We start from the raw sequence: 25,270 nt of genomic DNA, 5'->3' as shown, positions 1-25,270 counted from the left end.
CTGCCCTCGGCCTCCATCCGGACCCGTCCGCCCCCATCATACTAAAACCCCGTTCGGCCGCGCAAATTCTCCAGGATCCGTTCCACCGCATCAAAATCCTCCAACCCGGTGGTGTCTCCCTGGACCTTCCCTTCCTGGATCAACTCCCGCAACATGCGGCGAATGATTTTCCCGGAACGGGTCCGAGGCATGGTCTCGACGATATACACCTGAGCCGGTCGCGCAAAGGATCCGATCTCATCCGCCACCCATTGCTCCAACTCCTGCTCCAGATCCGGCCCCCGCTCGGCTCCGGCCTCCAGAATCACAAAGGCCACCGGGACCGCCCCTTTGACCGGATCCGGCCGGCCCACCACCGCCGCCTCCACCACTTTCGGATGAGCGATGAGGGCGCTTTCCATCTCCATGGTGCTGATCCGGTGGCCGCTGACGTTGATCACATCATCCACCCGCCCCAGCACCCAGAAATGCCCATCTTCATCCCGAATCGCACTGTCCCCGGTGAAATATACGCCGGGCATGACGTTGAAATAGGTGTCCACGTACCGTTGCCGATTGCCGAAAATATCCCGGGCCAGGCTCGGGAACGGCTTGCGGATCACCAAGAACCCCGGGGTGCCGTCCGGCACCGGATTTCCATCCCCGTCCACCACATCCAGGGTATGTCCATAAAATGGCACTCCGCAGGAGCCGGGTTTCATCTCCACCGCCCCCGGCGCCCCGGCCAGAGGAGTCCCCCCCGTTTCCGTCTGGCCCCAGGTGTTGTTGATAACCGCGCGCCCGCCACCCAGCACGCGATACACCCATTCCCAAGCTTCGGGATTGAGCGGCTCTCCCACCGAGGCAAACAACTCCAGGGTGGACAAACGATACCGCCGAGCCAGCTCCTCGCCATTTTTCACCAACATCCGATAAGCCGTCGGCGCCGAAAACAGTTTATTGACCCGGTACCGCTCCACCATCTCGTACAATCGCCCGGGGTGGGGATAATCGAGCGCCCCTTCGTACAGCACCGTGGTCACCCCGAGGGCCAGCCCGCCGATCAGCACGAAAATATGCGAGGTCAACCAGCCGATGTCAGCGGTGTTCCAGTACACATCCTCGTCCCGGAGGTCCAGCTGATATTTCGTGTAAGCGTAAGTCCCCACCAGGAACCCGCCCCCGGCGTGCACGATCCCCTTTGGTTTCCCGCTGGTGCCGCTGGTGTAGATCAAGAGACCCGGCTCATTGGCTTCCATGGGCTCCACCGGGCAAATGGGCTCCGCTTCCGCCATCAGTTCGTCCCAATCATAATCCCGCCCGGGACTCATGGGCACCTCCTCGTCGGAGCGGCGGTACACGATCACCGTTTTCACCGTGTCGACCCCTTCCAGCGCCCGATCGACATTTTCCTTCAAGGGAATGGGGCGACCCCGGCGATAGCTGCGGTTGGCGCAAATCACCATCTTCGCCTTGGAGTCCACCACCCGCTCCCGGAGGGCCTCGGGAGAAAACCCGGCGAATACCGTATTATAAATAGCCCCGATCCGCAGAATCGCAAGCAAGGCCACAAAGGTTTCCGGGAGATTCTGCATGTAAACGCTGACGACATCCCCTTTTTGAATCCCAAACCTTTTGAGGACATTGGCGAATTTTTGGACTTTCTCGTGCAAGCGAAGGTAGGTGATGATTCTCCGTTCCCCGTTTTCACCCTCCCAAAAAATTGCGACTTTATTGCGTCGAAAACTCAGGGCGTGCCGGTCCACACAGTTTTCGCTGACATTCAAATATCCGCCGCGAAAAAAGGCAAAGTCCGGAAAATTTCCTTCCATCACCGTTTCCCAAGGCTTGATCCAGGTCAATTCTGAGGCCACTGCCGCCCAGAAGGACTCCGGGTATTCTACCGACTCCCGGTAGAGAGTCCGATACGCCTCTTCCCCTTGGACGTAGGATTTTGGCACATAAGCAGCTGGAGGTGCAATTTTTCGACTGTCCTGGATCATCTTCGGGCGATCTTGGTCCAACATGGCCCGTCCCCTTTCAGATTTTTCGTGAATCAGCGGGCCGGAGGAAAAGGTATTCCCCCGGACTCCGCTATCATTATATCATCCAACCACTCGGATCAACATCCGATTTCCCGGGCAATAACCAGCCGCTGAATTTCCGAGGTGCCTTCTCCGATCTCCATCAGTTTGACATCTCGAAAATATCGTTCCACCGGATAGTCTGTCATATATCCGTACCCGCCGTGGATCTGGATCGCTTGGTCACAAGTCCGCATGGCCATCTCCGAGGCGAACAATTTCGCCATGGCCGCCTCTTTTTTGAATGGCCGGCCTTGATCCTTCAGCCAGGCCGCTTTGAGCACCATGGTCCGGGCCATCTCAATGTGCATCGCCATATCGGCCAACTTAAACTGAATGGCCTGGAATTTCGAAATGCTCCGGCCGAATTGGACCCGTTCCTTGGCGTAGGACAGAGCCGCTTCGTACGCCGCCCGGGCGATCCCCACCGACAGGGCCCCAATGCTGATTCGCCCGCCGTCCAGAGTGATCAAAAACTGCTTATACCCTTCACCCACGGCCCCGAGAAGATGATCTTCGGGAATCCTGGTCTCGTCGAGAACGAATTCGACGGTATTGGAACCCCGAAGCCCCAGTTTCTCGTAGGTGGTGGTCACTCGAAACCCGGGGTTATCCGTGGGCACGATAAAAGCGCTGATTCCCTTGGCGCCCTTCTCCCGATCCGTGACCGCCGTCACCACCACACTCCGGGCGTACCCCGCATTGGTGATAAAATTCTTCGACCCATTCAACCGCCAAAATCCGTCCTCAAGAACCGCCGTCGTCCGGGTTCCCGAAGCGTCCGAACCTGCCCCCGGTTCCGTCAAGCCAAAGGCCCCCAGGCCTTCTCCTCGAGCAAGAGGAACGAGGTACTCCCTTTTCTGGGCCTCGGTACCAAAGGCGTAAATCGGATACGACCCAAGCGAGATATGGGCGGCGTAACTGAGGCCCGTACTCGCACAGGCCCGGCCAATCTCCTCGACGGCCAGGGCATAACTCACCGTGTCACCTCCCGCTCCGCCGTATTCCTCGGGGAACGGAATGCCGAGAAAGCCAAGTTCGCCCATCTTTTTGAACGTTTCAATAGGGAAACGCCCGGTTCGGTCCACCTCTGCCGCCTTCGGCGCCACTTCCCCTTCTGCAAAATCCCGTACTGCGTCGCGAATCATCCGTTGTTCCGTCGTCAGGTCAAAATCCACCCGCTATCCCCTCCCCATCCGACTGAGCGTTCGTTCAATTTTATTATACGATCGGCGGGGGAATTTCCGCAATCCAGAGTTCTCGGTCCACCGGCAAAAAAAACGACACCCGCCCGCTCGCGGATGTCTTGCATCAGGATCTTCCTTTTTACTCCAGAAAATCTTTCAGCCGCTTGCTCCGGCTGGGATGGCGCAGTTTGCGCAGGGCCTTGGCCTCGATCTGGCGAATCCTCTCCCGGGTGACGCCGAACACCTTCCCGACCTCTTCCAGGGTTCGGGTGCGGCCGTCGTCCAACCCGAAGCGCAAACGCAACACATTCTCTTCCCGCTCCGTCAGGGTATCCAACACGTCCTCCAGTTGCTCTTTGAGCAACTCGTAGGCCGCGGCGTCGGCCGGCGCCAACGCGTCGTCGTCCGGGATAAAATCCCCCAAATGGGAGTCGTCCTCCTCGCCGATGGGCGTTTCCAGTGAAACCGGCTCTTGGGCGATCTTCATAATCTCCCGCACTTTATCCGGGCTCATATCCATCTCCTCGGCGATCTCTTCAGGAGTGGGATCCCGCCCCAACTCTTGAAGCAGTTGCCGCGATACCCGGATCAGTTTGTTAATCGTCTCCACCATGTGAACCGGAATCCGGATGGTCCGCGCTTGATCGGCGATGGCCCGGGTAATCGCTTGGCGGATCCACCACGTCGCATAGGTGCTGAATTTATATCCCTTGCGATAATCGAACTTCTCCACGGCTTTGATCAGTCCGAGGTTGCCTTCCTGGATGAGATCCAGAAACAACATCCCGCGTCCGACATACCGTTTGGCGATACTGACCACCAGGCGCAAATTGGCTTTGATAAGCCCGGCCTTTGCCTCTTCGTCCCCCTGCTCGATTCTCTTGGCCAGCTCGATCTCCTCTTCCGCCGAAAGGAGGGGAACCCGGCCGATCTCTTTCAAATACATCCGGACGGGGTCGTTGATCTTGACGCCGGGGGGAACGCTGAGATCTTCCAGGTCGTATTCCTCGTGATCCTCTTCTTCTGCCGGATGCTCGTTGTCCTCTTCCAGAACGAGATCTTCTTCGTTCTCATTGAGGACCTCGATCCCCTGTTCCGACAGATAATCGAAAAACTCGTCGATCTGATCTGGATCTTGCTCAAAAGGCGCCAATCTATCCATAATCTCGTGGTACGTCAGAGCCCCGCGTTTGCGACCCGTCGCCACGAGTTGTTGTTTGACCTGATCAAGGGATTCCTCGGGCTGCCGCTCCTTGTTGTCATCGCCCGGCTCCGTCATCATCGAATCCCTCCTTCCGTACGGGACTGCGAAAAAACGCCCTGGTGGTTCTTCAACGCGTCGATCTCCTCCCGGAGGCTTTTCATCTGTTCTTGAAGTCGATACATCTCTTCAAACCGGCCGGCCCGGGCGGCCTCATCGAAAGATTCCCGGACCTGCCGCAACGCATCTTCATATCGGGCCAGCCGCCACGTCGCGAAGCAATCCTCTAAACTCCACCCCGCCCGGCCTTGATCTCGGCGGCGTTCATGTTCCATAATCAGAGAAGTCACCACCGAGCGCACGGCGGGATCGTCCACCGTTTCCAAAAAAGCGGTGGGATCCGCTGTCCCTCCGTCTCCGTAATACCGGTACAGATGGGCGGCCAGTACGGCGTGGCTTTCAACACAAAATTCGTCAGCCACCACCTCTTCAACTTGTCTGGCAGCCCCCGGATCGAGTAACATAGAGGTGAGCATCTGGCGCTCCGCCGCAACGTGAGGCGGATAATGGTTCACCTGCGGTCCTGTGGCGGGATCTATATTAGTATTCCACTTGTTTCCATGCTTATCCCTCGTCAAGGTCTGTCTTTGTCTCGTTTCGTCTAGATCGTGCCTCAACGCTTCGAGGGATATATGAAACTCACTTGACAGACTCTGCAGATGGGTTTCCGCTTCCACAGCCGATTCTTCGTCCGCCAGGACATTCAGGGCTTCTTGCAAGAAGGATACCCGATCTTCGGCGTTTGCAAGCGACCGCCGGTCCCTAAGGTCCGCCAATCGAAATGCCGTCAAACTCATGGTCTCTTGTTCCAGCACCCGCTTCATGGCCTCCGGTCCCTTCTCCCTGAGAAGGTCGTCGGGGTCCATCCCTGGGGGAAGGCGAACGGCTTTGGCTGTCACCCCCACTCCTTGCAAAAGGAGTCCCGCCCGTACCGCTGCGCGCCGACCGGCGTCATCGCCGTCGTAGACCACAATGACTTCATCGACGTTGTGCTTCAACATCCTGGCCTGTTCTTCGGTCAGTGCCGTCCCGAGGGAGGCCACCGCCGCCGTGAAGCCGGCCTGGTGCATGGCCACCACATCCATATAGCCTTCCAGGAGAAACGCTCGGCGAGTCTTCCGGAGGGCCGATCGCGCCTTGTGCCACGGATAGAGATGGCGACCCTTGTGAAAAAGCGGCGTTTCAGGAGAGTTCAGGTACTTCGGCTCCCCTCGGCCGAGAACCCGGCCGCCGAACGCCACGACGCGGCCTTGTCCGTCCCAGATGGGAAACATCAAACGGTTCCGGAACCGGTCGTATCTGCCGTGTTCCCCTGTCGCCCCCAACCCGATCTCCATCAGAAAGACCGGGTCGAGCCCCCTTCTCTCGAGAAACGCCATCAGCGAATCCCGGGACGCAGGTGCGAGCCCCAGCTGAAAATCGTGGGCGGTGGTAGTGGAGATGCGTCGTTTTTCAAGATATGTTCGACCCGGCCTCCCGTAGACCGTATTCAACAGCAAGTGTTGATACCACTTGGCGGCGAGCTCGTAGGCCCTGAGTGCATCCCGCCGTTTCTCGGAGTACCCCGATTCTTCTTCGTCCTCCTGGACATCCGGGACCGGGATCCCCGACCGGGCTGCAAGCTTCCGGACGGCCTCCTGGAACGTAATGCCGTCGATCGCCATGAGAAAATGAATAACAGTGCCGCCTGCTTGACAGCCAAAACAGTGATACACTTGCTTCTCCCGCGAGACGGTGAAGGACGGCGTCCGTTCGGAATGAAACGGGCACAGGCCCACGTATGAGCGCCCAACCCTCCTGAGGTGTACATATTCACCGATGACGTCGATAATGTCCACACTTTGCCGCACACGATCAATGAGATCTTCCGGAATCCGCCTGGCCACGATGTCCCTCCTCGCCCGAGAGACAGGAACAACACGTCAATTCGACACTACTCGACAAATTCCTGCAGCTCATCACCACCGTTTAAAATTCCAACGTAGATAAAGTATTCTACAATCCACTCCAAATTCCTGCCCCGGCGACAGTCCGACAGCAGATTCGACGAATTTCCTGCGAAACCGTCAAAAACCCCTGAAGGCTGTAAAGGCCCGCTCTACATATTTACGTCTTTTCCTCGAAAAATCCTCCCGCCGGATCGATCGGCGGGAGGCAGCCACAAAAAATTCACTTTCGACACACGTAGACAAGTACATCGACATCACCCGAGTCCACCGGCTCCTGTGTCGAAAGATCATTCGCCCCACAGCACTATTCCAGGGCGGCCCGGGCGGCGGCCAATCGCGCGACGGGCACCCGATAGGGGGAACAACTGACATAATCCAAGCCCACTTTGTGGCAAAAAGTGATCGAACGGGGATCCCCGCCGTGTTCGCCGCAGATTCCCACCTTGAGTTCTGAATTCGCCATGCGCCCCTCCTGCACGGCCCAGCGAATCAACCGGCCCACACCCGGCTCATCCAGCACCACAAAGGGGTCCGCGTCGAGAATTCCCCCTTGAACATAGGCGTGGAGAAACTTCCCCTCCGCGTCGTCGCGGCTGAACCCGAAGGTCATCTGGGTCAAATCGTTGGTGCCAAAGGAGAAAAAGTCGGCCTGGGCGGCGATCTCCCCGGCGGTCAGGGCGGCCCGGGGCACCTCGATCATGGTGCCGACTTTAATGGGCAACTCCACACCCTTCTCCTGAAGAACCCGCTCCGCTTCCTCAATCACCTGGGCCCGAAGGATCTCCAGCTCCCGGTGGTGCCCGACGAGGGGGATCATGACTTCCGGCTTCACGGACACACCCTCGGCCGCCAGCTCCGCCGCCGCCTCATAGAGCGCCCGAACCTGCACCCGATACACTTCCGGGAAGGTGATGCCGAGCCGGCAGCCCCGATGACCCAGCATCGGATTCGCTTCGTGCAACACCCGGACTTTGCGCAACAAACGTTCCCGCTCCCGCAGGCGGGCCGGGTCGTCGCCCCGCTCCCTCAGTTGCGTGACCTCCACCATCAGCTCTTCGAGGTTGGGGAGAAACTCGTGAAGGGGCGGATCGAGCAGGCGCACCGTCACCGGCAGGCCGGCCATGGCCCGGAGAATCCCGACAAAATCCTGCCGTTGCAAAGGGAGCAATTCCCCGAGAGCCCTCCCCCGCTCCTCCTCGTCTTCCGCCAGAATCATCCGCTGAACGATCGAAACCCGATCAGGCCCCAAAAACATGTGCTCCGTTCGGCACAAGCCGATACCCTGGGCGCCAAACTCCCGGGCTTTGGCCGCATCTTCCGGATTGTCCGCGTTGGCCAGGACCGACAGTTTCCGCACCTCATCCCCCCAGGCCAACAACTCCTGAAACTCCGGCGACAACGCCGGGTCCACCAAGGGAGCCGCCCCGAGGTACACCTGTCCCGTTCCGCCATCGATGGTAATGACGTCCCCTTCTCGGATGGTCCGCCCGTCCTCCACGATGAATTCCCGCTTGCGAAAATCGATCCGCACCGATTCGCATCCACACACGCAAGCTTTGCCCATACCCCGGGCCACCACGGCGGCGTGGCTGGTCATCCCGCCCCGGGACGTCAAGACTCCTTGACTGGCCACGATGCCATGGATGTCTTCCGGCGTGGTCTCCGACCGGACGAGAATCACCGCTTCTCCCTCGTTGGCCCTCCGGACCGCCTCATCGGCGTCGAACACCACCCGACCACTGGCCGCCCCCGGGGAAGCGGGCAACCCTTTCGCCAGCCGATCCAGATCGGCCGCCTCGTCAATCCGCCGGTGTAGCAGCTGGGTCAAACTGTCTGGATCCACCCGGCGGATCGCTTCCATGCGGTCGATAATTCCCTCTTTGGCGAGATCCACCGCCGCCTTCACCGCGGCCTGGGCGGTGCGTTTTGCCGCCCGGGTCTGGAGCAAAAACAGCCGCCCCCGCTCGACGGTGAACTCGATGTCCTGGACGTCCCGATAGTGGCGCTCCAGTTTCCGGGCAACATCCAGGAGCTGGCGGTAAACTTCGGGCATTGTTTCTTCTAGCTGGGCAATGGGCGAAGGGGTGCGAATCCCGGCCACCACGTCTTCTCCTTGGGCATTTAACAGAAACTCCCCGTACAGCTTCGCCTCCCCGGTGGCGGGATTCCGGGTGAACACCACCCCGGTGCCCGAATCGTCCCCGAGATTGCCGAACACCATCCGCTGGATATTCACCGCCGTGCCGAGATCTTCCGGAATCCCGTGGATTTTGCGGTACACCACCGCCCGCTGATTGTTCCAGGACGAAAATACCGCCCGCACCGCCCCCAGCAACTGCTCTCTCGGATTCTGGGGAAAGGGGCGTTTGGTCTCCTTTTCCACCAACTGCTTATACTTCTCAACCACTGCCTTCCAATCCTCGGCCGAAAGTTCGGTGTCCAATCGCACTCCCCGGGCGGCCTTCTGCTCGTCGATGATCTGTTCGAAAGCGTAGTGGTCCACCCCGAGCACCACGTCCCCGTACATTTGGATAAAACGGCGATAACAATCCCAGGCAAACCGGTCCTGCCCCGTCCGCCGGGCCAACCCCAACACGGTATCATCATTGAGTCCCAGATTCAGAATCGTATCCATCATCCCGGGCATGGAGAACACGGCCCCCGAGCGGACAGACACGAGCAGCGGCCGATCGGGATCCCCCAGCTTCAGCCCCGTGCGCTCCTCCAATTGCGACACAGCCTCATCCAGGGCGTCGAGCAGCCCCTCGGGCCACTGGCCCCCGGCGGTAAAATACGCCCGGCACGCCGCTGTGGTAATGGTGAAACCCTCGGGCACCGGCAGCCCGGCCCGGGTCATCTCCGCCAGTCCTGCACCTTTTCCCCCTAACAAATCCCGCATTCCGGCGTTGCCCTCATCAAAGGCGTAAATCTGCTTCACCTGTGTCATGCCCGGGTTCCCCCCCGCTTCAAAATGTCGAGCACGATACTCGCCGTCTCCTCTACCGCTTTGCTACTGACATCGATAATGGGACAGCCGATTTTTTTCATGATCCCTTCGGCATAATCCAGTTCAACCAGAATTCGCTCCAGAGTCGCGTAATTGGCCTGGGCCGTCAATCCCAGGGACCGCAGGCGTTCAGTCCGGATCTTGTTGAGTTCCTCAGGGTTGATCGTCAAACCGATGATCTTTTTGGCCGGGAGGGTAAACAGCTCCTCAGGCGGATCCACCTCAGGGACCAGGGGAACATTGGCCACCTTTAACCGCCGGTGCGCCAAATACATGCTCAGGGGCGTCTTCGACGTTCTGGACACGCCGATTAAGATCACATCGGCCCGCACCAGCCCCCGGGGATCCCGACCATCATCGTATTTGACGGCGAACTCCACCGCCTCCACCCGGCGAAAGTATTCCTCGTCCAGCTGATGAACCAAGCCCGGGCGAAGCTTCGGGGGCGTGCCAAAGGCCTTCCCGAAAGCGTCCATCATCGGCCCCATGATGTCGACAGCGATCACCCCGCCCTCCTCCGCCAGCCGAGCGATCTCCCGGCGCAACTCCGGAAGAATCAGTGTAAAGGCGATCAGCGCCCCGTCCTCCCGGGCGGACTCCACGACCTCCCGGAGCGTGGATACATCGTCGACAAAGGAAATTCGGTGTACGTCCACCCTCCCGCCGTCGAACTGACTGGCGGCCGCCCGAACGACGAATTCCGCCGTCTCGCCGACCGAATCGGAAACCACGTAGACAATGCGCCGCATAAAGCTCCGGATCCCCTCCTCAGATGTCCCGGCCCGATCCCAACTCGACGAAGATTCGCGCGATCGTCGTCTTGGTAAAGCGGCCGACCACTTCAAGTTGTTTGCTGTGGGCATCCATGACCCGGACGACCGGCAATGCGTCGATCTGATAATCGATCAGCTTCCTCGCGGCCTCGTAAACGTTCTCCTCCGGCGTCACCACGATGATATTGGGCATCCGGGTCATCGCCAAGCCCACCGGCACTTCCCGAACATCCTGGGCGCCAATCGCCACTTTCAGCAAGTCCTTCCGGGACACCACACCTGCCAGAACCGCCTGATCCCGAACCACAAAAAGCGTCCCCACGTCCTCCAAAAACATCGTCACAATGGCGTCGTACACCGAGGTCGCCTCGCTCACCACCACCGGGACCGATTTGTAGTCCTTGACTTTCATGTTGCGAAGCTGGTCGGCAATCACTTCCCCCATGGGCTTGCCGACGTAAAAATACCCCACCCGGGGGCGGGCATCCAGAAACCCGGCCATGGTTAGCACGGTCAAGTCCGGTCGAAGGGTCGCCCGGGTCAGATGCAACCTTTCGGCGATTCGTTCCCCGGTAATCGGTCCCTCTCGGCGTACGATTTCAAGAATCTGCTCTTGCCGCTTGGTCAATTCGATGGTTCCTCACCACCCCCGGCCCGAATGATCACGCTGAATGTGGAAAGGGGTGTCGGTCAATGTGTTATACTTTTGGCTGTTATCCCGTATATCGTATATACTAATTGACCACCCTCCTTTCCGCAAGAGAGGGTGGTCCATGATGGCACACTGATTTTAAGACAGTACCACTTGCCTCCAGTCGAGCAACAGATTGTAAACGTCCGCCACATCCCGCAGGAGGCGCAATCGATTCTCCCGAATCTCCTCGTCCTCCACCAGCACCATCACCCGGTCAAAGAACGGGTGAACGGCCCGATTCAGATGGCCCATGGCGTCAAGAGCCCTCTTTTCGTCCCCCGCAGCCCGGGCCGCTTCCAACTCCTGGCGCGCCAGCCGGGAGGCTTCGTGGAGGGCCCGTTCCGCATCGTCCTGAAATCGCCCCGGATCCGGCTCCCCGGCGAGGCCTTCACCCTTTTTCGCGAGATTGTGCACCCGCTTGGCAGCTCCGGCGGTCTCGTAGAGTCCGGAGTGGCCTTCGTCAGCCAGACTTTCGTAAAACCGCACCCGCCCGATCAGGACAGCAAGGGGTTCATCGGCTCGGCCGAGAATCGCATCCACCAAGTCGTGGCGCCGACCTTCCTCCAACAGCCAAGTGCGGAGCCGGGTCGTGACAAAACTGTCCAAATCCGCCCGCCAAGTCCCGCCGTCCTGAAACCCGCTGGCGCGCAAAGCATCCTCGGCGAGATCGAGGATTTCGCCCAAGGCGATGGGGATCTCCAGATAACGCAAAATCTGGAGCAGCCCCAGGGCGTTCCTCCGCAGCCCGTAGGGATCCTCGGACCCCGTGGGCCGAATGCCGGCATAGAAGGAGGCGCACAGGGTATCCGCTTTGTCTGCCACAGCCAACACCGTGCCCGCCGGACTCCCGGGCAAGTCGTCCCCCGGGAACCGCGGCCGGTGATGCTCCAGGATCGCCTCGGCCACCTCCGATCCCTCCCCGGCTTCCAAGGCATAATAACGCCCCATGACCCCTTCTAGCTCCGGGAACTCATACACCATGTGCGTGGCCAGGTCGAATTTCAGGATCCTGCCCGCCGCCTCCACCGTCTCCACTTCCCGGGGTCCCAAACCGAGCCGGTCCGCCAACGCCAGGGCCACCCGGCGCACCCGTTCCACCTTGTCGTACATTGTGCCTGCGCCCTCTTGGAAAACGACGTTCCGCAACCGCTCCATCGCGCGAATCGGGGCGATTTTCCGGTCTTCGTCGTAAAAAAACTTTGCGTCCGCCAATCGCGCCCGGAGGACCTTTTCGTTCCCCGCCCTGACCACGTCCAGCCGGTGGTCTCCACCGTTTCGCACCCCCACGAATCCGGGGATGAGACCGCCGTCCCCGTCCACCACGGGAAAATACCGCTGGTTTTCTTTCATCGTCAGCATGATCACTTCCGGCGGCACTTGGAGAAAGTCCCGGTCAAAGGCCCCGGCGAAAGCAGTCGGCCATTCCACCAAATGCACCACTTCCTCCAGCAGCTCCTCGTCGATCACCGCCTGGCCCCCGATCTCTTCCGCCGCCCGGCGAACCTGATCGACGATCACCTCTTTTCTCCGCGCCACATCCACCATCACAAAGGCCGCGTCCAGCATATCGACGTACGCCTCCGCCCCGGGGATCTCCACCGGCCCGGGATGAAGGGTGCGGTGCCCTCGGCTGATGCGGCCGGTTTTCACGCCGGCCACCTCCGCCGGCACGACCTCCTCCCCGTATAGGGCGACCAACCAGCGAATGGGCCGGGCAAACCGGACGTCCCTCGTCCCCCAACGCATCGTCTTCGGAAAGGAGAGGCCGAGGACGAGCTCCGGGATATAGCCGGCAAGAAGCTCCGGAGTCCGAAGGCCGGCTTCTCGCTTCAGCGCGTAAACGTACACGCCCTGGGGCGTCCCCCGCTCCACCAGATCGTCCACAGCCACTCCCTGACTTCGGGCAAACCCTTCCGCCGCCTTGGTCCAGCGGCCATCTGGTCCTTTCGCCGCCTTCAGGGACGGCCCCCGAACCTGGAATTCCCGATCTTCCTGTCTTTCGGCCAGATCCGCCGCGTACAGCGTCAGGCGGCGGGGGGTGCCATAGACCTGCACGGCACCGTGGGCGAGGCGCTGAGCCTCCAACCATTCGGACATTCTCACCCGAAGCTGTTCCAGGGCTTCAGGAACAAACCGAGCCGGCAACTCTTCCACGCCGATTTCCAACAAAAACGGTGCCGCCATCACTCCCGCCCCCCTTCCCCGACATAGGCTTCCGCGCACAGGCGAGCCAACTGGCGCACCCGGCCGATAAAGGCTGTCCGCTCGGATACGCTGATGGCTCCCCGGGCCTCGAGAAGATTGAACGTATGGGAACACTTCAACACATAATCATAAGCTGGAAGGGCCAACCCCGCCTCCAGGGCACGGCGGGCTTCCCGCTCATAGGAGGAAAACCATTCAAAGAGTTGCTCGGCGTCTGAAACCTCGAAGCTGTATTTCGAGTGCTCGTACTCCCCCCGCAAAAACACGTCCCGGTAAGTCACGCCCTCCACCCAGACCAGGTCGAACACGTTGTCACACTGCTGGATATACGAGGCGAGCCTCTCCAGCCCGTAGGTGATCTCCGCCGCCACGGGTCGGACGTCCAACCCCCCCACCTGCTGAAAATACGTAAACTGGGTGATCTCCATGCCGTCCAGCCACACCTCCCAACCCAACCCCCAGGCCCCCAGAGTCGGCGATTCCCAGTTGTCCTCCACAAACCGGATATCATGTTCCTCCGGGTCGATGTCCAACCTGCGCAAGCTTTCTAAATACAGTTCGAGGACGTCCTCGGGAGAGGGTTTGAGAATCACCTGATACTGATGGTGCTGGTACAACCGGTTTGGATTCTCGCCGTACCGCCCGTCCGCCGGGCGACGGGAAGGCTCCACGTAGGCCACCCGCCACGGGTCAGGGCCGAGCACCCGCAGAAAGGTCATGGGGTTCATCGTCCCGGCACCCTTTTCCACATCGTAGGGCTGGGCCAGCACGCAGCCCCGGCCCGCCCAAAACTCTTGCAGCCGCAGAATCATCTCTTGAAAGGTCATGGCCATCCTCCGCGTTATGCCTCCTTTAAAACATCCTGCCTAAACCTCTGGAAACAAATAAAACCATCCCCCGCCCCATAGGGACGAGAGATGGTTCTCCCGCGGTTCCACCCTACTTGATCCGCACCTCCGGTGCGAACCCTCTTTTCCACCCAGGCTCCAGGCTGCCGTTTCCCCGGGACTGCCGCCGGGCTCCCACCCATCCCGGCTCGCTTGGGGTCAGTGCCCCCGGGTACTATAGACCCTTCCTCGCCCGTTCTTGGTCCTTGTCGGATCGAATCATACCAAATCCCCTCCGGCCCCGTCAAGCGGCCCCGGCCAGGCGTATTCCCGCAGCCTGCGAATATACTCCCGGCCCCGCAGGCGGGCCCCGGTGTGATGTTCCAAATACGCCCCGAGCAGGTCGGCCAACTCCCGGCGGGTATCCGGGCCCACCCGTATATCCCCCAGGCGGTTTACGGGCACCGACTGCAAGGCGCGCATCACTGCGCAAGTCTGGGGGCGAATGGGAATGCCGCGGCGCAGGTCGAGGCACCGGTCGCAAAGAGGCCCGCCACCGGACAAATCAAACATCCTGGCGTATCCCACCGCCGCGCCGCATCCGGCGCAACGATCGAGCAGCGGCCGCACCCCCGCCCACTCGCATACGTGCAGCTCAAACAAGCGAGTGAGAATTTCCGCATCTTTCCCCGCGGCCAGCGCTTCCAGCCACTGGCGGAAAAACTCATAAACTCCGGGGTTGGGGGTCGCCTCCTCCACAAACCGATCGACCAGCTCCGCCGCATACCCGGCGTAGGCGTGCTTCCAGAGATCCTCCTGGATCGCCCGGTATCCTTCCAACCACTGGCCCTGGCGAATGATCGCCATGCCCTGCCCCCGATAGGCCAGGGAGAATGTCCCTCGCACCAAGGGCTGCACCAAGGCGCGCAGGCGGCTCTGGGGCCGTTTGGCTCCCCGGGCCATGGCCCCGACCTTCCCGATCTCCGGCGTCAGCAATGTCACGATCCGATGGGTTTCCCCATAGTCCACTCCCCGCAACACAATGCCTTCCACCTGGACGTTCATACTTTGGCCTCCGCTTCCTCGCTTCCCGAAGCCGGTGGATCTTTTCCCTCCTCCCCCGGCGCGTTCTCCGAACTCTGGTACTGTGAATAGAGGAGATAGGCGTCGATCGATCCCGTCTGGGTGAACCACCGCCAGGACAATTCCCGCACAACCCATCACTCTCACTTTGGGATTCGGAGTACCGTTAGCGTATCCCAACCGGGGGGCCCTATGCAAGGGAATCATTGCATCGCTTAATCCTCTACGTACCCAAAATTGCGCAGGATCGGCTCGCGATTTCGCCAGTCTTTCTTCACCTTCACCCAGAGGTCCAGATAGATACGCGAGCCGAGCAGCGCCTCGATTTCTCTTCGGGCCCTCTGGCCCACCCGCTTCAACATCCCGCCCTCCCGGCCGATAAGGATCGCCTTTTGACTCTCCTTCTCCGTCACCACCACCGCCCGAATGTAAAGCAGGCCATTCTCCCGGGGGGTCATTTCTTCCACCGTCACCGCCACAGAATGGGGGACCTCTTCCCGGGTGAGATTCAGGACTTGCTCCCGCACCAACTCGGCGACAATGAAGGACTCGGGATGATCCGTGACCTGATCTGCCGGATAATACGGCGGGCCTTCGGGCAAAGTGGCATAAATCCGCTCCTCCAGGCGGTCGAGGTTCGTCCCCTTCACCGCGGAAACCGGGACAACTTCCCGGAACGGGTACCGTTTTCGATGCTCGTCGATCATCGGCAGCAACTCTCTCGGCGAAACCAGGTCGATCTTGTTGATCACCAGGAATACAGGCGTTTCCACCCCTTGCAAATGATCCAGAATCACCTGCTCCCCTGGGCCGAACTTCGACGTCACGTCAATGACAAAGAGGACGAGATCCACCTCCTGGAGCGTCGCCAACGCCAGGCGGGTCATATAATCCCCCAGACGGTGTTTGGGCCGATGCACCCCCGGCGTGTCCAAAAAAATCACTTGGCCGTTCTCCCGGGTCAAGACCCCGCGAATGCGGTTCCGGGTGGTTTGCGGCTTATCCGACATGATCGCAATCTTCGTGCCGATAAGCCGATTGAGCAGCGTAGACTTGCCCACGTTGGGACGACCGACTAAAGCTGCAAACCCTGAGCGAAATCCTGAGCTGTCCACCACTGGGCTTTCACCCCCTTATTCAGTATTCCCGGGTGCCCCGGTGCCTCACGAAAGGGATGGGCACAGGCTCACCCTTGGATAAGAGAAAACAGGACGGCCGCCACCGCCACCCCCAGCACCGCCCCGGCCACCACTTCCCCCAGAGTGTGGATCCCGCCTTCCACCCGACTTTGGGCCACCAACCCTGCCAGAACGAAAGCCAACAATGTTGCCATCCCATTCCAGGTGATATAGCCGATTGCCGTCGCCAGGCAAAAGGCCACCGCCGCGTGGATACTGGGCATGCCCCCCTGAAAATAGTTGTACACCCTGTGCCGGGATTTTCCTATGAATCCCACGGCCATCGTCAAGCCCAGGGCAATGAAGGTCACGTACACAGGATCCCGGCGCAACTCCTGAAGTCCCCGCAGCATCCACGGGTCGATCTTCCCGAGGAACACAAAGTACCCCACCACCAGCGCATTGATGGCCGCCAGGAGCACGGCCGCCGCCGCCGTGTCCTTGGCGATGCGCGCCAGGGGGTGATACTGGGGGGATACCAAATCGACCACCGCTTCGACAGCTGTATTAAACAACTCGGCCGCGATCACAAAGGAAATCGAAACAAAGACCAGAGCCAACTCCACCGTTGACAGCTGAAACAAAAGAGCCGCCACCAGGGCGGCGACCGCCAGGGCGAAATGAACCCGCATATTCCTCTGGGTTCGCAGGGCATGAACCACCCCGTCGGCAGCACAGCGAAAACTGTCCGCCAAGCGCCTACGGCTGCCCACCGGGGTTCCCCCTCATGATACCGAGGGCACTCAACACCTCTTCTTGCTTGCCAAACATCACCCGTTCCTGTTCCGGGGACTGGTGATCATACCCGAGCAGGTGCAAAAATCCATGAACCGCTAGAAACGCCAATTCCCGTCGGAGGCTGTGCCCGTATTGATTCGCCTGGCGCTCGGCCGTCTCCACACTGATCACAATATCCCCGAGAAGCTCCCGGCCCTCTTCGGTTTGTACCGGCTCCCCCTCGCCTTCCCGCATCGCAAAGGACAGGACATCCGTCGGTCGATCCACCCCGCGGTAGTCGCGGTTCAGCTCGTGAATGCGCTCGTCGTCCACCAGTACCACCGAGACTTCCGCCGCTTCCACCCCCTCGCGGGACGCGGCTTCCTCCAACACGGCAGCGATCAACCGTTCCACATCGGGTACACCTTGCGCGTCCCTTTCCTGTTCCACCCACACCGCAACTCGGTTCACCCCTGAGCTCCCCCTTTTGATTCGGCCTTGGTCGAAGCCTTGGGCGGCTCGGGATATTCAATCCGCGGATGATAAATCCCGTTCAGCGTTCGCATAAAGGCCTCCGCCACTTGATCCAGATCCCGCAAGGTCAACTGCGACTCATCCAACTGTCCGTCCTGAAGACGGTCCCGGATGATCTTGCGAATCACCGCCTCGATGCGTTGGGGGGTTGGCCGGGCCATGGCCCGCACCGCCGCCTCCACAGCGTCACAAAGCATGACCACCGCCGCCTCCTTCGACCGGGGTTTGGGCCCGGGATAGCGATAACTGTCCACGCTCACAGTGCCGCTTTTATCTTGCTCCAGGGCCTTGTTGTAAAAATACCACAGGACGGTGGTCCCGTGGTGCTGGGCGCAGATATCCCGTATCGACTCCGGCAAGCGGTGTTGCTCCTGAAGTTCCAAGCCATCCCGGACGTGGCTCGTGATAATCAGATGACTCAGACTGGGGGCGATTTTGTCGTGGGGGTTCTCCCGGGTCATCTGGTTCTCCACGAAAAAAGCCGGCCGCTTCGCTTTTCCCACATCGTGGTAATAGGCCCCCACCCGGCACAACAGGGGATCCGCCCCCACCACCTCCGCCGCGGCTTCAGCGAGATTGCCGACGATGAGGCTATGATGGTACGTTCCCGGCGCCTCAAGCAACAGTTTACGCAAAAGCGGATGGTTGGGGTTGGATAGCTCAAGCAGGCGCATGGGGGTGAGAAGGCCAAAGGCCGACTCGAAAAAGGGCAGCAACCCCGTGGTCAAGATCGCCGAAAACATGCCATTGGCCAGACCTAAAAGCAAGGTCCGTAAAAAATTGTAAATACCTGGCTCCGTACCGGTAAACAGCGCCCGCATCGCCGCAATGGCGATCATATCCACAATCGCCACCACAAACCCCGCCCGCACAATGACAAAACGCTGTTTCACCCGGGCCACGGCAAAAGCCCCGGCCAAGGCCCCGACCAAGCTCACAAACTGGACCGCAAAGGAGTCGTCAAACCCAAAAGCGGCGAAAAAGGAAAACAAAAACGAAACAAACACCGCCAGAGAGAGGTCGAACAACATCGTCACCAACATCGAGCCCACGGCCACAGGCACAAAATACCCCAAGCTGGTAAGGTCAAATTGCCGGGATATCATACTGACCCCTTTGACCTCCAAAGCCACGATCACCACAATTAGCCCCAGCACCACAAGCAATCGATTGCTCTCAACAATCTTTTTTTGGATCCGCTCAATGTACAGCGCCAGAGCGCTGACCAGCCCCGCGATCACCACAGCAAAACCGAGAAAAAGGCGATAATTCGGCTGCTCGGCGAGCAGGTTCAGATCTCGAAGGCGCGACAAAATCTCCGGAGTGATCCGCTCTCCGGCCCGCACCACAATCTCGCCCTTTTGGATCCAAACATCGGGCACACTGTCCCGGGCCTGTTGGCGCAATTCCTCCGTCCGCTTCACATCGTACAACTTGTTGGGGCGCAAACTGGCCAGGGTTAAATTGTGGATCACCAGCCGAGCATTCCTGGACAAGTCCAACCCCACCAGTTGTCGATCCACTTCAGAGGGCGCACTGGCCAAATCTTCCGGGCCAAACTCCCGGCCCAAAAACTGTTCCACCATGCGGTTCGTCTCGTTCCGGACCGTGTTCAGTTCTTGGGGGGACAGGGACAAGAGGCTGTTCAGCACGTCATCGCTGACCTGTAGCCCGGGGGGCACGGCGGCTTTGAGCTGCTGGAAGCGCTGGGCCGGCGACAAAGACGTCTGCCCCGCAAGCTCCTGCACACTGGAAAACAGGTGGCTCAAGTCCTGAAGAGCCGAATCCTCCACCGATGGGTCCACCGTATATTGTTTGGGCACTTTCGCCGCTGCGTCATCTTTCCGTTGCTGGGTCGCCAGCGTGTCCACGGCGTCGGTGGGCGCCTTGATGTCGACATCACTGATCGACCCCACCTGAAAACTGTATTTTTGCGGCAGGGTGTTTCCGACAAAAAGACCATACAAAATAAACCCCAGCACGACATAGATTAACACCCGTACCCCGCGGCTGCTCTTCCAGGTCCCCGGCAACGCCGCCGGAGGCCACGCCAAGCTTCCCATCGGCATGAGGGATCAATCTCCCCGTGTCCCAAGCGGCGCAGCTTCGCCGGATGGGCTCCGTGAATCCCTCCGGTCCTCCGCCGCTTGATAGGCTGAAATGATCTTTTGCACCAAGGGATGGCGGACGACGTCTGTCCCCGTGAGATACACAAACGCGATCTCCCCGATTCCCCTGAGAATCTCCGCCGCCTCCTTCAACCCCGAGCGCTTGCCCCGGGGCAGATCAATCTGGGTGACATCCCCGGTAATGACCATCTTCGACCCCAGTCCCAGCCGGGTTAAGAACATCTTCATCTGCTCTCCGGTGGCGTTTTGCGCTTCGTCCAAGATCACGAAAGACTCTTCCAACGTGCGGCCCCTCATATAGGCAAGGGGAGCGATCTCGATCATGCCTCGCTCCAGCGCCTTATGAACCTGATCAGCACCGAATACGTCGTACAGGGCATCGTAAAGCGGGCGAAGATACGGGTCGACCTTGTCCTGAAGATCCCCCGGCAAAAACCCGAGGTTTTCCCCCGCCTCCACCGCCGGCCGGGTCAGCACGATCCGCTGGACATCCCCCCGGCGCAACGCCTGCACCGCCATCACCACGGCCAGGTACGTTTTTCCCGTCCCCGCCGGGCCGATGGCAAACACGATATCCCGCTTGCGAATCGCCTCAATATAAGCGCGCTGCCCAAATGTTTTCGCCAGGATGGACTTCCCCTTTGCGCTGACCCCGAGCGCTTCCCCGTACAAATCCAACAACGACTCCGGCCGGCCCTCCCGGGCCATCTCGATGGCGTAACCCACGTCGGGCTCGGTCAGAATATGGCCTTTGCGCACCAGTTGCAACAAAACGGAAAAGAGGCGCTCCAAGGTTTGTACATCCCGGGCGTCCCCGCTGATGACAATATCCCCGCCGCGCGCCACGATCTTGGCCGGAAATTGTTCCTCGATGCGGCGAAGATGCGCATCGTGAACTCCGAACAATAACGCCGCTTCACGGTTATCCTGTAGGCTGATCTTCCGCAAGGCGCTTTGTTTGGTCAAACGCCACGTTCACTCCCTAATTCGGCGAAATCGGCTCCGGCGACCCCGGCGTCGGGGCGGCCATCGGCCGGGCCACCCCGATATCTTCGACCACATCTGTCCAAACAGTCATATATAGATTACCATTCTTCCACTCCTGGTGCAAAATCTTTTGTTCCTGCACCCGGGCGCCCGGTTTTGCCCGGGCCAAAAGGTCCGCCCGCACCGCGGCCAGCCCCCGCTGTACCGCCTCCTGCTGGGCAATCATCCAACTGTGGCCGGCGGCCTCCAGATAGTCGACCTTGCGCAGCCCCAGGGGCCAGGTCCGCCCCGCCACCTTCAGCGGTTCATCCACCGATCGTTCTTCATAGGACGCAAAAGGAATGTGAGCGGCCCCCCACACCGGAATGGCCCAGGATCCCAGGGTGATGTACGTGCGCCTCACCTTTTCCCCGGTAAAGCCCAACTGCCGGCCTTGGAGCGGGACGACGATGTCCGAGGTGTACCAAACGTGGGCATTGACCTTGCCCTCGGCCGCCACAAGGGTTCCGTCAGGCATTTGGCCGGAGATGACCACCGTCCCCGGGGCCACCGCCTGCCCCCGCTGCACGAGAGAAATTCCCCGCCGGGCGAGGACCGACTCCACCACCCCGGGTTTTCCCGCCACCACTGCTTGAGGCCCCTGGGGCTGAACCTCGTCTTTCTTCGGTTTGATCCGCTCCATCACCTCGATGGTCACCCGGGTACCGGACAGGTGTAACCCCACCCATCCCGCATCGGGTAACAAATCGAGTAACTGGCCTTGCAAGCGGTCGATTTCCATCCGGGAGGGCCTCCACGCCCCGGGGACGAGTCCTATCTCCCGGGCTTTCGCCAACACCTCTTCCGGTTCCACCCGATCCGTTCCCGTGACCTGTACCGTCCAAATCAACGAGCTGAGCACGTAGAGGCCGGCCACGAACATCCCGAATCCGGCAATCCAGAACGGGCGCCGGCGGACAAATCTCCGCCACGGCAACCAGCCTCCGTAGCGGCTCACCCGCATCCCGACCCGCTGTCCGCGGTATACCTGCCGGATAATCCGAATGCCCTGCCAATCGGTGCGAAGGCGCAAGCGATCCTTGTCAACCCAGTGTACCTCTTCCAGCCGCGCCCCCTCCCGGACCGCCCGGTCCAACTCCCGGGCATCGGTCAAGCCCCAAAGCTCCAACTCAAACCACGACAGCCCGTGTATATTCATCCCTCTCGCCCCTTTCGCGCCCGGTACGAAAGGTCGGTCACGTGCCCTTGAATCACGCAGTGATCCGGCGAGAGGCGAACCAGCACCAGATTCGCTCCGGCAACCTGCAGTTCGGCATCGCCGAACTCCACCACCAGGGCGTCCTCCCGGAAAGAAACAATGCGGCCGTGGTTGTCCAGCCGCAACAGGCCGCCGGGGACCCAATCCACCCGAGGATGGTCCCAAATCACATCCTCTGGCAGCTGCAATTTTTCGGTTGCCCAGGATTTCCAGAAACGCCCCCGCGCGCCCACAGGTCACCCCTCCTTTGGTAGACCTGTATGCGTTTGTCGACCCGCCTAGACCCGAACTTGGCCGACTTCTGGATCCTGGGCACCTCCCTCAGACAAAGAACACGTTCACCAAGGGCGGAATCGACCCCGGGCGGCCTTGGGCGGCCCCAGAATCACCGCCGCCGCCACCGCCCGGCGCCAACTTTCCCGGTGTTCTTCCCCGCGATCATCCCTTCGAATCACCGGCGCGCCAACCGGAGATATCCCCCGTTGGTACCTAGGAACGGTTGGGTCTTCCGCCGGTGCCGGTCCAGGCACAACCACCACGGGCGATTCCCACTGGAGGGGTTGCAGATCGGGCTCAGGCCGCGCCTCGTCTTTGCGCACCTGGGGTTCGCCCCCGGGAAGCTTCCACGGGTCTGAAAACCCCGGGCCCTCCTCCCTTCGTGTTTTCCGTTTCCCCTCCCACCCGGAACCCTCCTGGCCAGAGGATCCTTCCTTCCCCGGGAGCCCCTCGGTTCCTTCCATCCCCAGGCTTCCTTCCTGGCCCGAGCTTCCTTCCTGATCCGAACTTGCCTTCCCCTGGCCCCCGAAGAGCCAGTCCCATGCCGACACGTCTTCGGGCAACTTCTCCCCGTTCACTTCGTTTCCCCTCCCGACAAGGGCCCCGGGAGATCACGCGGTGGAGATTTCGCAATGGATTCCCGCATCCGAGTATCTGCCACGATGTTCTGCATCTGCATGTAATCCATGACCCCGAGCTTGCCCTCCCGCAACGCCTCGGCCATGGCCCGGGGCACCTCGGATTCGGCCTCCACCACCTTCGCCCGCATCTCCTCAACGTACGCCCGCATCTCCTGCTCCCGGGCCACCGCCATCGCCCGGCGCTCCTCGGCCTTGGCCTGGGCAATCTGCTTATCCGCTTCCGCCTGGTCCGTTTGCAGCTGGGCGCCGACATTTTTCCCGATGTCGACATCGGCGATGTCGATGGAGAGAATCTCAAACGCCGTACCGGCATCTAATCCTTTGTCCAGCACCGTGCGCGAAATCTTGTCCGGATTCTCCAGCACGTCCTTATGGGAAGTGGCGGAACCGATGGTCGTCACAATCCCTTCCCCCACCCGGGCGAGAATCGTCTCCTCCCCGGCGCCGCCCACCAACCGGTCTATGTTGGCCCGCACGGTCACCCGGGCTTTTACTTTCAGTTCAATGCCGTCTTTGGCCACCGCCGACACGATGGGCGTTTCGATCACCCGGGGGTTGACGCTCATTTGGACGGCCTGGAGCACATCCCGTCCAGCCAGGTCGATGGCCGCCGCCCGGGCAAACCCGAGGGCGATGTTGGCCCGCTCTGCCGCAATGAGGGCGTTGACCACCCGGTCCACGTTACCGCCGGCGAGATAATGGCTTTCGAGTTGATTCGTCGTAAGATTCAGTCCGGCCTTTGTCGCCTTGATCAAGGGATTCACGATGCGAGAAGGAATGACCCGGCGCAACCGCATGCCGACCAGCGTAAAGATCCCCACCCTGACCCCGGCGGCCCATGCGGAAATCCACAACATCACCGGCACAAAGGTAAACAGGACTGCAAAAAAGGCGATGATGACGAGTACGATCAGCGCGAGACCGATCCACGCGGCGTTCATTCAGCCGATCCCCACTTTCGTTAAAAATGGTGGTCTACAAACGATCCCGTTCGAAAAGCCGGGACGCGCCTCACCACGACTCTGGGCCCTTCCACCTCTGCCACCTGAACTTCCTCTCCCCGCTCGATAAACTCGCCTTCTGTCACCACATCCACGCGCTCCTCGCCAAATTCCGCGATTCCCGCAGGTCGAAGGGGCGTCACCGCCGTGCCGGTTTTCCCGAGAAGATAACTGAGATCCCGGGTGGGCACATATCCCTCCCGGCTCTCCTGACGGTCTCCCAAAACGATCCGGTTCCACAACCCCCGTTTGCCATAATAGCGTAAAAGCGCGATGACAACAGCAACGGCCAAGAGCGCCCCGATTCCCAGGGACGCGAGACCGTAGCGGGCGCCGGCCAGGGCCATGACCACCGAAGCCCCCACGGCCAACACCCCCAGGGTGCCCAGGATGCCGAAACTGACAATGGCCATTTCCAAGGCGAGCAGTACAATGCCGGCACCGAGTAGAATCAAACTGACCCATCCCTGCCAGTCCATAGGCTCACCCCCTCGCCTGGCGCTCGTAGTATAGCATACATCCGTTCACAAAAACGATCACCTTTTTCACCCAAAAAACGTCGGAAAAGGCGCCTCTTCCCCGGCCGAGGCGTTTGCCTGCCCCGCGCCCGCCCGATTACGGCCGATCCATCCCGTAAGCCAATCGTCTCGGGTCGGTCTCCGAAGCCCCTTCTCTCCCCCAGGAGATTTCTTCGTCGGTGAGAGCGCGGACCCTCTCCAGCTTCACCTGTGGACCCATGGTACTCTCCAAGAGATTCGCCGTTTCAGCGATCACCTGCCTGACATCCAGGCCCTCCCCGCCTGGCAACAGGTGCAAGGACGTGGAAGACCGGGCCCGAATCGGGCGCTCCCCGGTGGTCCGCTCGTAAAAATCGTTCAACCAATCCGCCGCTTGCTCCGGATCCACGCGCACCCACAAGGTCCCGTGAGCCAGGATGTACCCCCGGTTGCGGGAGCCCGGAACCGCCAACCCACCCTTCCAGCTTTGAGACGTCCCGGCGATTTTCCGCCCGTTCACCACCAAATTATGGGCACCGTCGCAAAATGCACCCGCCACGTGCCCAAACTCGGCTCGCCACCCCCGTTGACTTAGTACCCCCTGCACCGGGCGGCACAACGCCCGATACACTTCCTCTATCCCCACGCGATCCACCCGGGGAATCACCAGGGAAAACTGCAGGGCGCCGGGCCCGTGGGGCACCGCCGTGCCCCCGCTGGACCGAACCCGTATCGGCAGGCCGTCCACTTCCCGGGGCGGATCACCCCCCCGCCGCAATCCTTGTACAATATCCCGGCGGCTGACCACGAGGCACGGGTCGTTGACCCAGAGTCGGAAAGTGGGCGGCCCCCCCGCCGCGACCTTCCGGCCCACCGCCTGGTCTCGGGCAACTTTTTCCTCGATAGTCCCCGGCTGCTCCTCCACCACAAGCCGCCACGTCGGCCACCGGCTCCACAAGGTGTCGTCCCATTCCACCTGTTTCACGCCGCCTCCCCCACCCCT

General features: G+C 60.6%; 22 protein-coding genes. All 22 read right to left on the bottom strand.

Annotated elements, in window-relative coordinates; genetic code table 11:
• Positions 1-41: 41 nt before the first annotated feature.
• Positions 42-2,006: an acetate--CoA ligase gene (acs, locus tag CVV65_RS05350; protein ID WP_100667271.1), complete on the bottom strand. Its 1,965-nt coding sequence runs from the start codon at positions 2,004-2,006 to the stop codon at positions 42-44.
• Between the two features lie 95 nt (positions 2,007-2,101).
• A complete protein-coding gene (locus CVV65_RS05345; RefSeq protein ID WP_100667270.1) occupies positions 2,102-3,241 on the bottom strand; it encodes an acyl-CoA dehydrogenase in 1,140 nt (379 codons plus the stop codon).
• A gap of 148 nt (positions 3,242-3,389) precedes the next feature.
• Positions 3,390-4,529 carry an RNA polymerase sigma factor RpoD gene (gene rpoD, locus CVV65_RS05340; RefSeq protein WP_100669204.1) on the bottom strand — a complete coding sequence of 380 codons (1,140 nt, stop codon included), beginning with the start codon at positions 4,527-4,529 and terminating at the stop codon, positions 3,390-3,392.
• Entirely contained in the window at positions 4,529-6,397 is a 1,869-nt protein-coding gene (gene dnaG / locus CVV65_RS05335) for a DNA primase (protein WP_157935391.1), read from the bottom strand. The genes rpoD and dnaG overlap by 1 nt, the downstream gene beginning before the upstream one ends.
• Positions 6,398-6,764: 367 nt before the next feature.
• On the bottom strand, positions 6,765-9,407 hold the full coding sequence (gene ppdK, locus CVV65_RS05330; RefSeq protein ID WP_100667268.1) for a pyruvate, phosphate dikinase: 2,643 nt from the start codon (positions 9,405-9,407) through the stop codon (positions 6,765-6,767).
• Positions 9,404-10,216 (bottom strand): pyruvate, water dikinase regulatory protein, encoded by an 813-nt coding sequence (locus tag CVV65_RS05325; protein WP_100667267.1) that lies wholly within the window; start codon positions 10,214-10,216, stop codon positions 9,404-9,406. Before CVV65_RS05325 ends, ppdK begins: the two co-directional genes overlap by 4 nt.
• A gap of 19 nt (positions 10,217-10,235) precedes the next feature.
• Positions 10,236-10,868 (bottom strand): transcriptional regulator CcpN, encoded by a 633-nt coding sequence (locus tag CVV65_RS05320; protein ID WP_100667266.1) that lies wholly within the window; start codon positions 10,866-10,868, stop codon positions 10,236-10,238.
• A 162-nt stretch (positions 10,869-11,030) separates the two neighbouring features.
• On the bottom strand, positions 11,031-13,118 hold the full coding sequence (gene glyS, locus CVV65_RS05315; protein WP_100667265.1) for a glycine--tRNA ligase subunit beta: 2,088 nt from the start codon (positions 13,116-13,118) through the stop codon (positions 11,031-11,033).
• A complete protein-coding gene (glyQ, locus tag CVV65_RS05310; RefSeq protein ID WP_013074828.1) occupies positions 13,118-13,966 on the bottom strand; it encodes a glycine--tRNA ligase subunit alpha in 849 nt (282 codons plus the stop codon). Before glyQ ends, glyS begins: the two co-directional genes overlap by 1 nt.
• Before the next feature lie 279 nt (positions 13,967-14,245).
• Positions 14,246-15,031, bottom strand: coding sequence for a DNA repair protein RecO (gene recO, locus CVV65_RS05305; protein WP_157935390.1), 786 nt, complete (start codon positions 15,029-15,031; stop codon positions 14,246-14,248).
• Positions 15,028-15,180 (bottom strand): YqzL family protein, encoded by a 153-nt coding sequence (locus CVV65_RS16695; protein WP_157935389.1) that lies wholly within the window; start codon positions 15,178-15,180, stop codon positions 15,028-15,030. The genes recO and CVV65_RS16695 overlap by 4 nt, the downstream gene beginning before the upstream one ends.
• An 84-nt stretch (positions 15,181-15,264) precedes the next feature.
• The gene (era, locus tag CVV65_RS05300; RefSeq protein ID WP_198592189.1) at positions 15,265-16,164 is read right to left on the bottom strand and encodes a GTPase Era; all 900 of its coding nucleotides are present in this window, start codon (positions 16,162-16,164) and stop codon (positions 15,265-15,267) included.
• Between the two features lie 71 nt (positions 16,165-16,235).
• Positions 16,236-16,940, bottom strand: coding sequence for a diacylglycerol kinase (locus CVV65_RS05295; protein WP_100667262.1), 705 nt, complete (start codon positions 16,938-16,940; stop codon positions 16,236-16,238).
• Positions 16,927-17,415, bottom strand: a complete 489-nt coding sequence (gene ybeY, locus CVV65_RS05290; protein ID WP_100667261.1) for an rRNA maturation RNase YbeY — start codon at positions 17,413-17,415, stop codon at positions 16,927-16,929. The genes CVV65_RS05295 and ybeY overlap by 14 nt, the downstream gene beginning before the upstream one ends.
• The gene (locus CVV65_RS05285; protein ID WP_100667260.1) at positions 17,412-19,547 is read right to left on the bottom strand and encodes an HD family phosphohydrolase; all 2,136 of its coding nucleotides are present in this window, start codon (positions 19,545-19,547) and stop codon (positions 17,412-17,414) included. The genes ybeY and CVV65_RS05285 overlap by 4 nt, the downstream gene beginning before the upstream one ends.
• Positions 19,548-19,553: 6 nt before the next feature.
• Positions 19,554-20,573 carry a PhoH family protein gene (locus CVV65_RS05280; protein WP_100667259.1) on the bottom strand — a complete coding sequence of 340 codons (1,020 nt, stop codon included), beginning with the start codon at positions 20,571-20,573 and terminating at the stop codon, positions 19,554-19,556.
• 16 nt (positions 20,574-20,589) lie between these two features.
• A complete protein-coding gene (locus CVV65_RS05275) occupies positions 20,590-21,792 on the bottom strand; it encodes a sporulation protein YqfD (protein ID WP_100667258.1) in 1,203 nt (400 codons plus the stop codon).
• Entirely contained in the window at positions 21,789-22,085 is a 297-nt protein-coding gene (locus CVV65_RS05270) for a YabP/YqfC family sporulation protein (RefSeq protein ID WP_100667257.1), read from the bottom strand. The genes CVV65_RS05275 and CVV65_RS05270 overlap by 4 nt, the downstream gene beginning before the upstream one ends.
• Positions 22,086-22,190: 105 nt before the next feature.
• Positions 22,191-22,706 (bottom strand): hypothetical protein, encoded by a 516-nt coding sequence (locus CVV65_RS05265; protein WP_100667256.1) that lies wholly within the window; start codon positions 22,704-22,706, stop codon positions 22,191-22,193.
• Positions 22,703-23,710, bottom strand: a complete 1,008-nt coding sequence (gene floA / locus CVV65_RS05260) for a flotillin-like protein FloA (RefSeq protein ID WP_100667255.1) — start codon at positions 23,708-23,710, stop codon at positions 22,703-22,705. Before floA ends, CVV65_RS05265 begins: the two co-directional genes overlap by 4 nt.
• 20 nt (positions 23,711-23,730) lie before the next feature.
• The gene (locus tag CVV65_RS05255; protein ID WP_100667254.1) at positions 23,731-24,249 is read right to left on the bottom strand and encodes an NfeD family protein; all 519 of its coding nucleotides are present in this window, start codon (positions 24,247-24,249) and stop codon (positions 23,731-23,733) included.
• Between the two features lie 136 nt (positions 24,250-24,385).
• The gene (locus CVV65_RS05250; protein ID WP_100667253.1) at positions 24,386-25,252 is read right to left on the bottom strand and encodes a lipoate--protein ligase family protein; all 867 of its coding nucleotides are present in this window, start codon (positions 25,250-25,252) and stop codon (positions 24,386-24,388) included.
• Between the last annotated feature and the right edge of the window lie 18 nt (positions 25,253-25,270).

Origin of the sequence: Kyrpidia spormannii, assembly GCF_002804065.1 — a bacterium.
GTDB classification, from domain to species: Bacteria; Bacillota; Bacilli; order Kyrpidiales; family Kyrpidiaceae; genus Kyrpidia; species Kyrpidia spormannii.
Note: the sequence above shows the minus strand (reverse complement) of the source record. Positions and strands in the feature narration are given on the sequence as shown.

Bases quoted from the DNA above. Each gene is read 5' to 3' on its own strand.
- floA (WP_100667255.1), bottom strand. From the start codon at position 23,710: ATGAACGCCGCGTGGATCGGTCTCGCGCTGATCGTACTCGTCATCATC.
- glyS (WP_100667265.1), bottom strand. From the start codon at position 13,118: ATGGCGGCACCGTTTTTGTTGGAAATCGGCGTGGAAGAGTTGCCGGCT.
- rpoD (WP_100669204.1), bottom strand. From the start codon at position 4,529: ATGACGGAGCCGGGCGATGACAACAAGGAGCGGCAGCCCGAGGAATCC.
- recO (WP_157935390.1), bottom strand. From the start codon at position 15,031: ATGAACGTCCAGGTGGAAGGCATTGTGTTGCGGGGAGTGGACTATGGG.
- glyQ (WP_013074828.1), bottom strand. From the start codon at position 13,966: ATGACCTTTCAAGAGATGATTCTGCGGCTGCAAGAGTTTTGGGCGGGC.
- CVV65_RS05285 (WP_100667260.1), bottom strand. From the start codon at position 19,547: ATGCCGATGGGAAGCTTGGCGTGGCCTCCGGCGGCGTTGCCGGGGACC.
- CVV65_RS05275 (WP_100667258.1), bottom strand. From the start codon at position 21,792: ATGAATATACACGGGCTGTCGTGGTTTGAGTTGGAGCTTTGGGGCTTG.
- acs (WP_100667271.1), bottom strand. From the start codon at position 2,006: ATGTTGGACCAAGATCGCCCGAAGATGATCCAGGACAGTCGAAAAATT.
- CVV65_RS05325 (WP_100667267.1), bottom strand. From the start codon at position 10,216: ATGCGGCGCATTGTCTACGTGGTTTCCGATTCGGTCGGCGAGACGGCG.
- ppdK (WP_100667268.1), bottom strand. From the start codon at position 9,407: ATGACACAGGTGAAGCAGATTTACGCCTTTGATGAGGGCAACGCCGGA.
- CVV65_RS05255 (WP_100667254.1), bottom strand. From the start codon at position 24,249: ATGGACTGGCAGGGATGGGTCAGTTTGATTCTACTCGGTGCCGGCATT.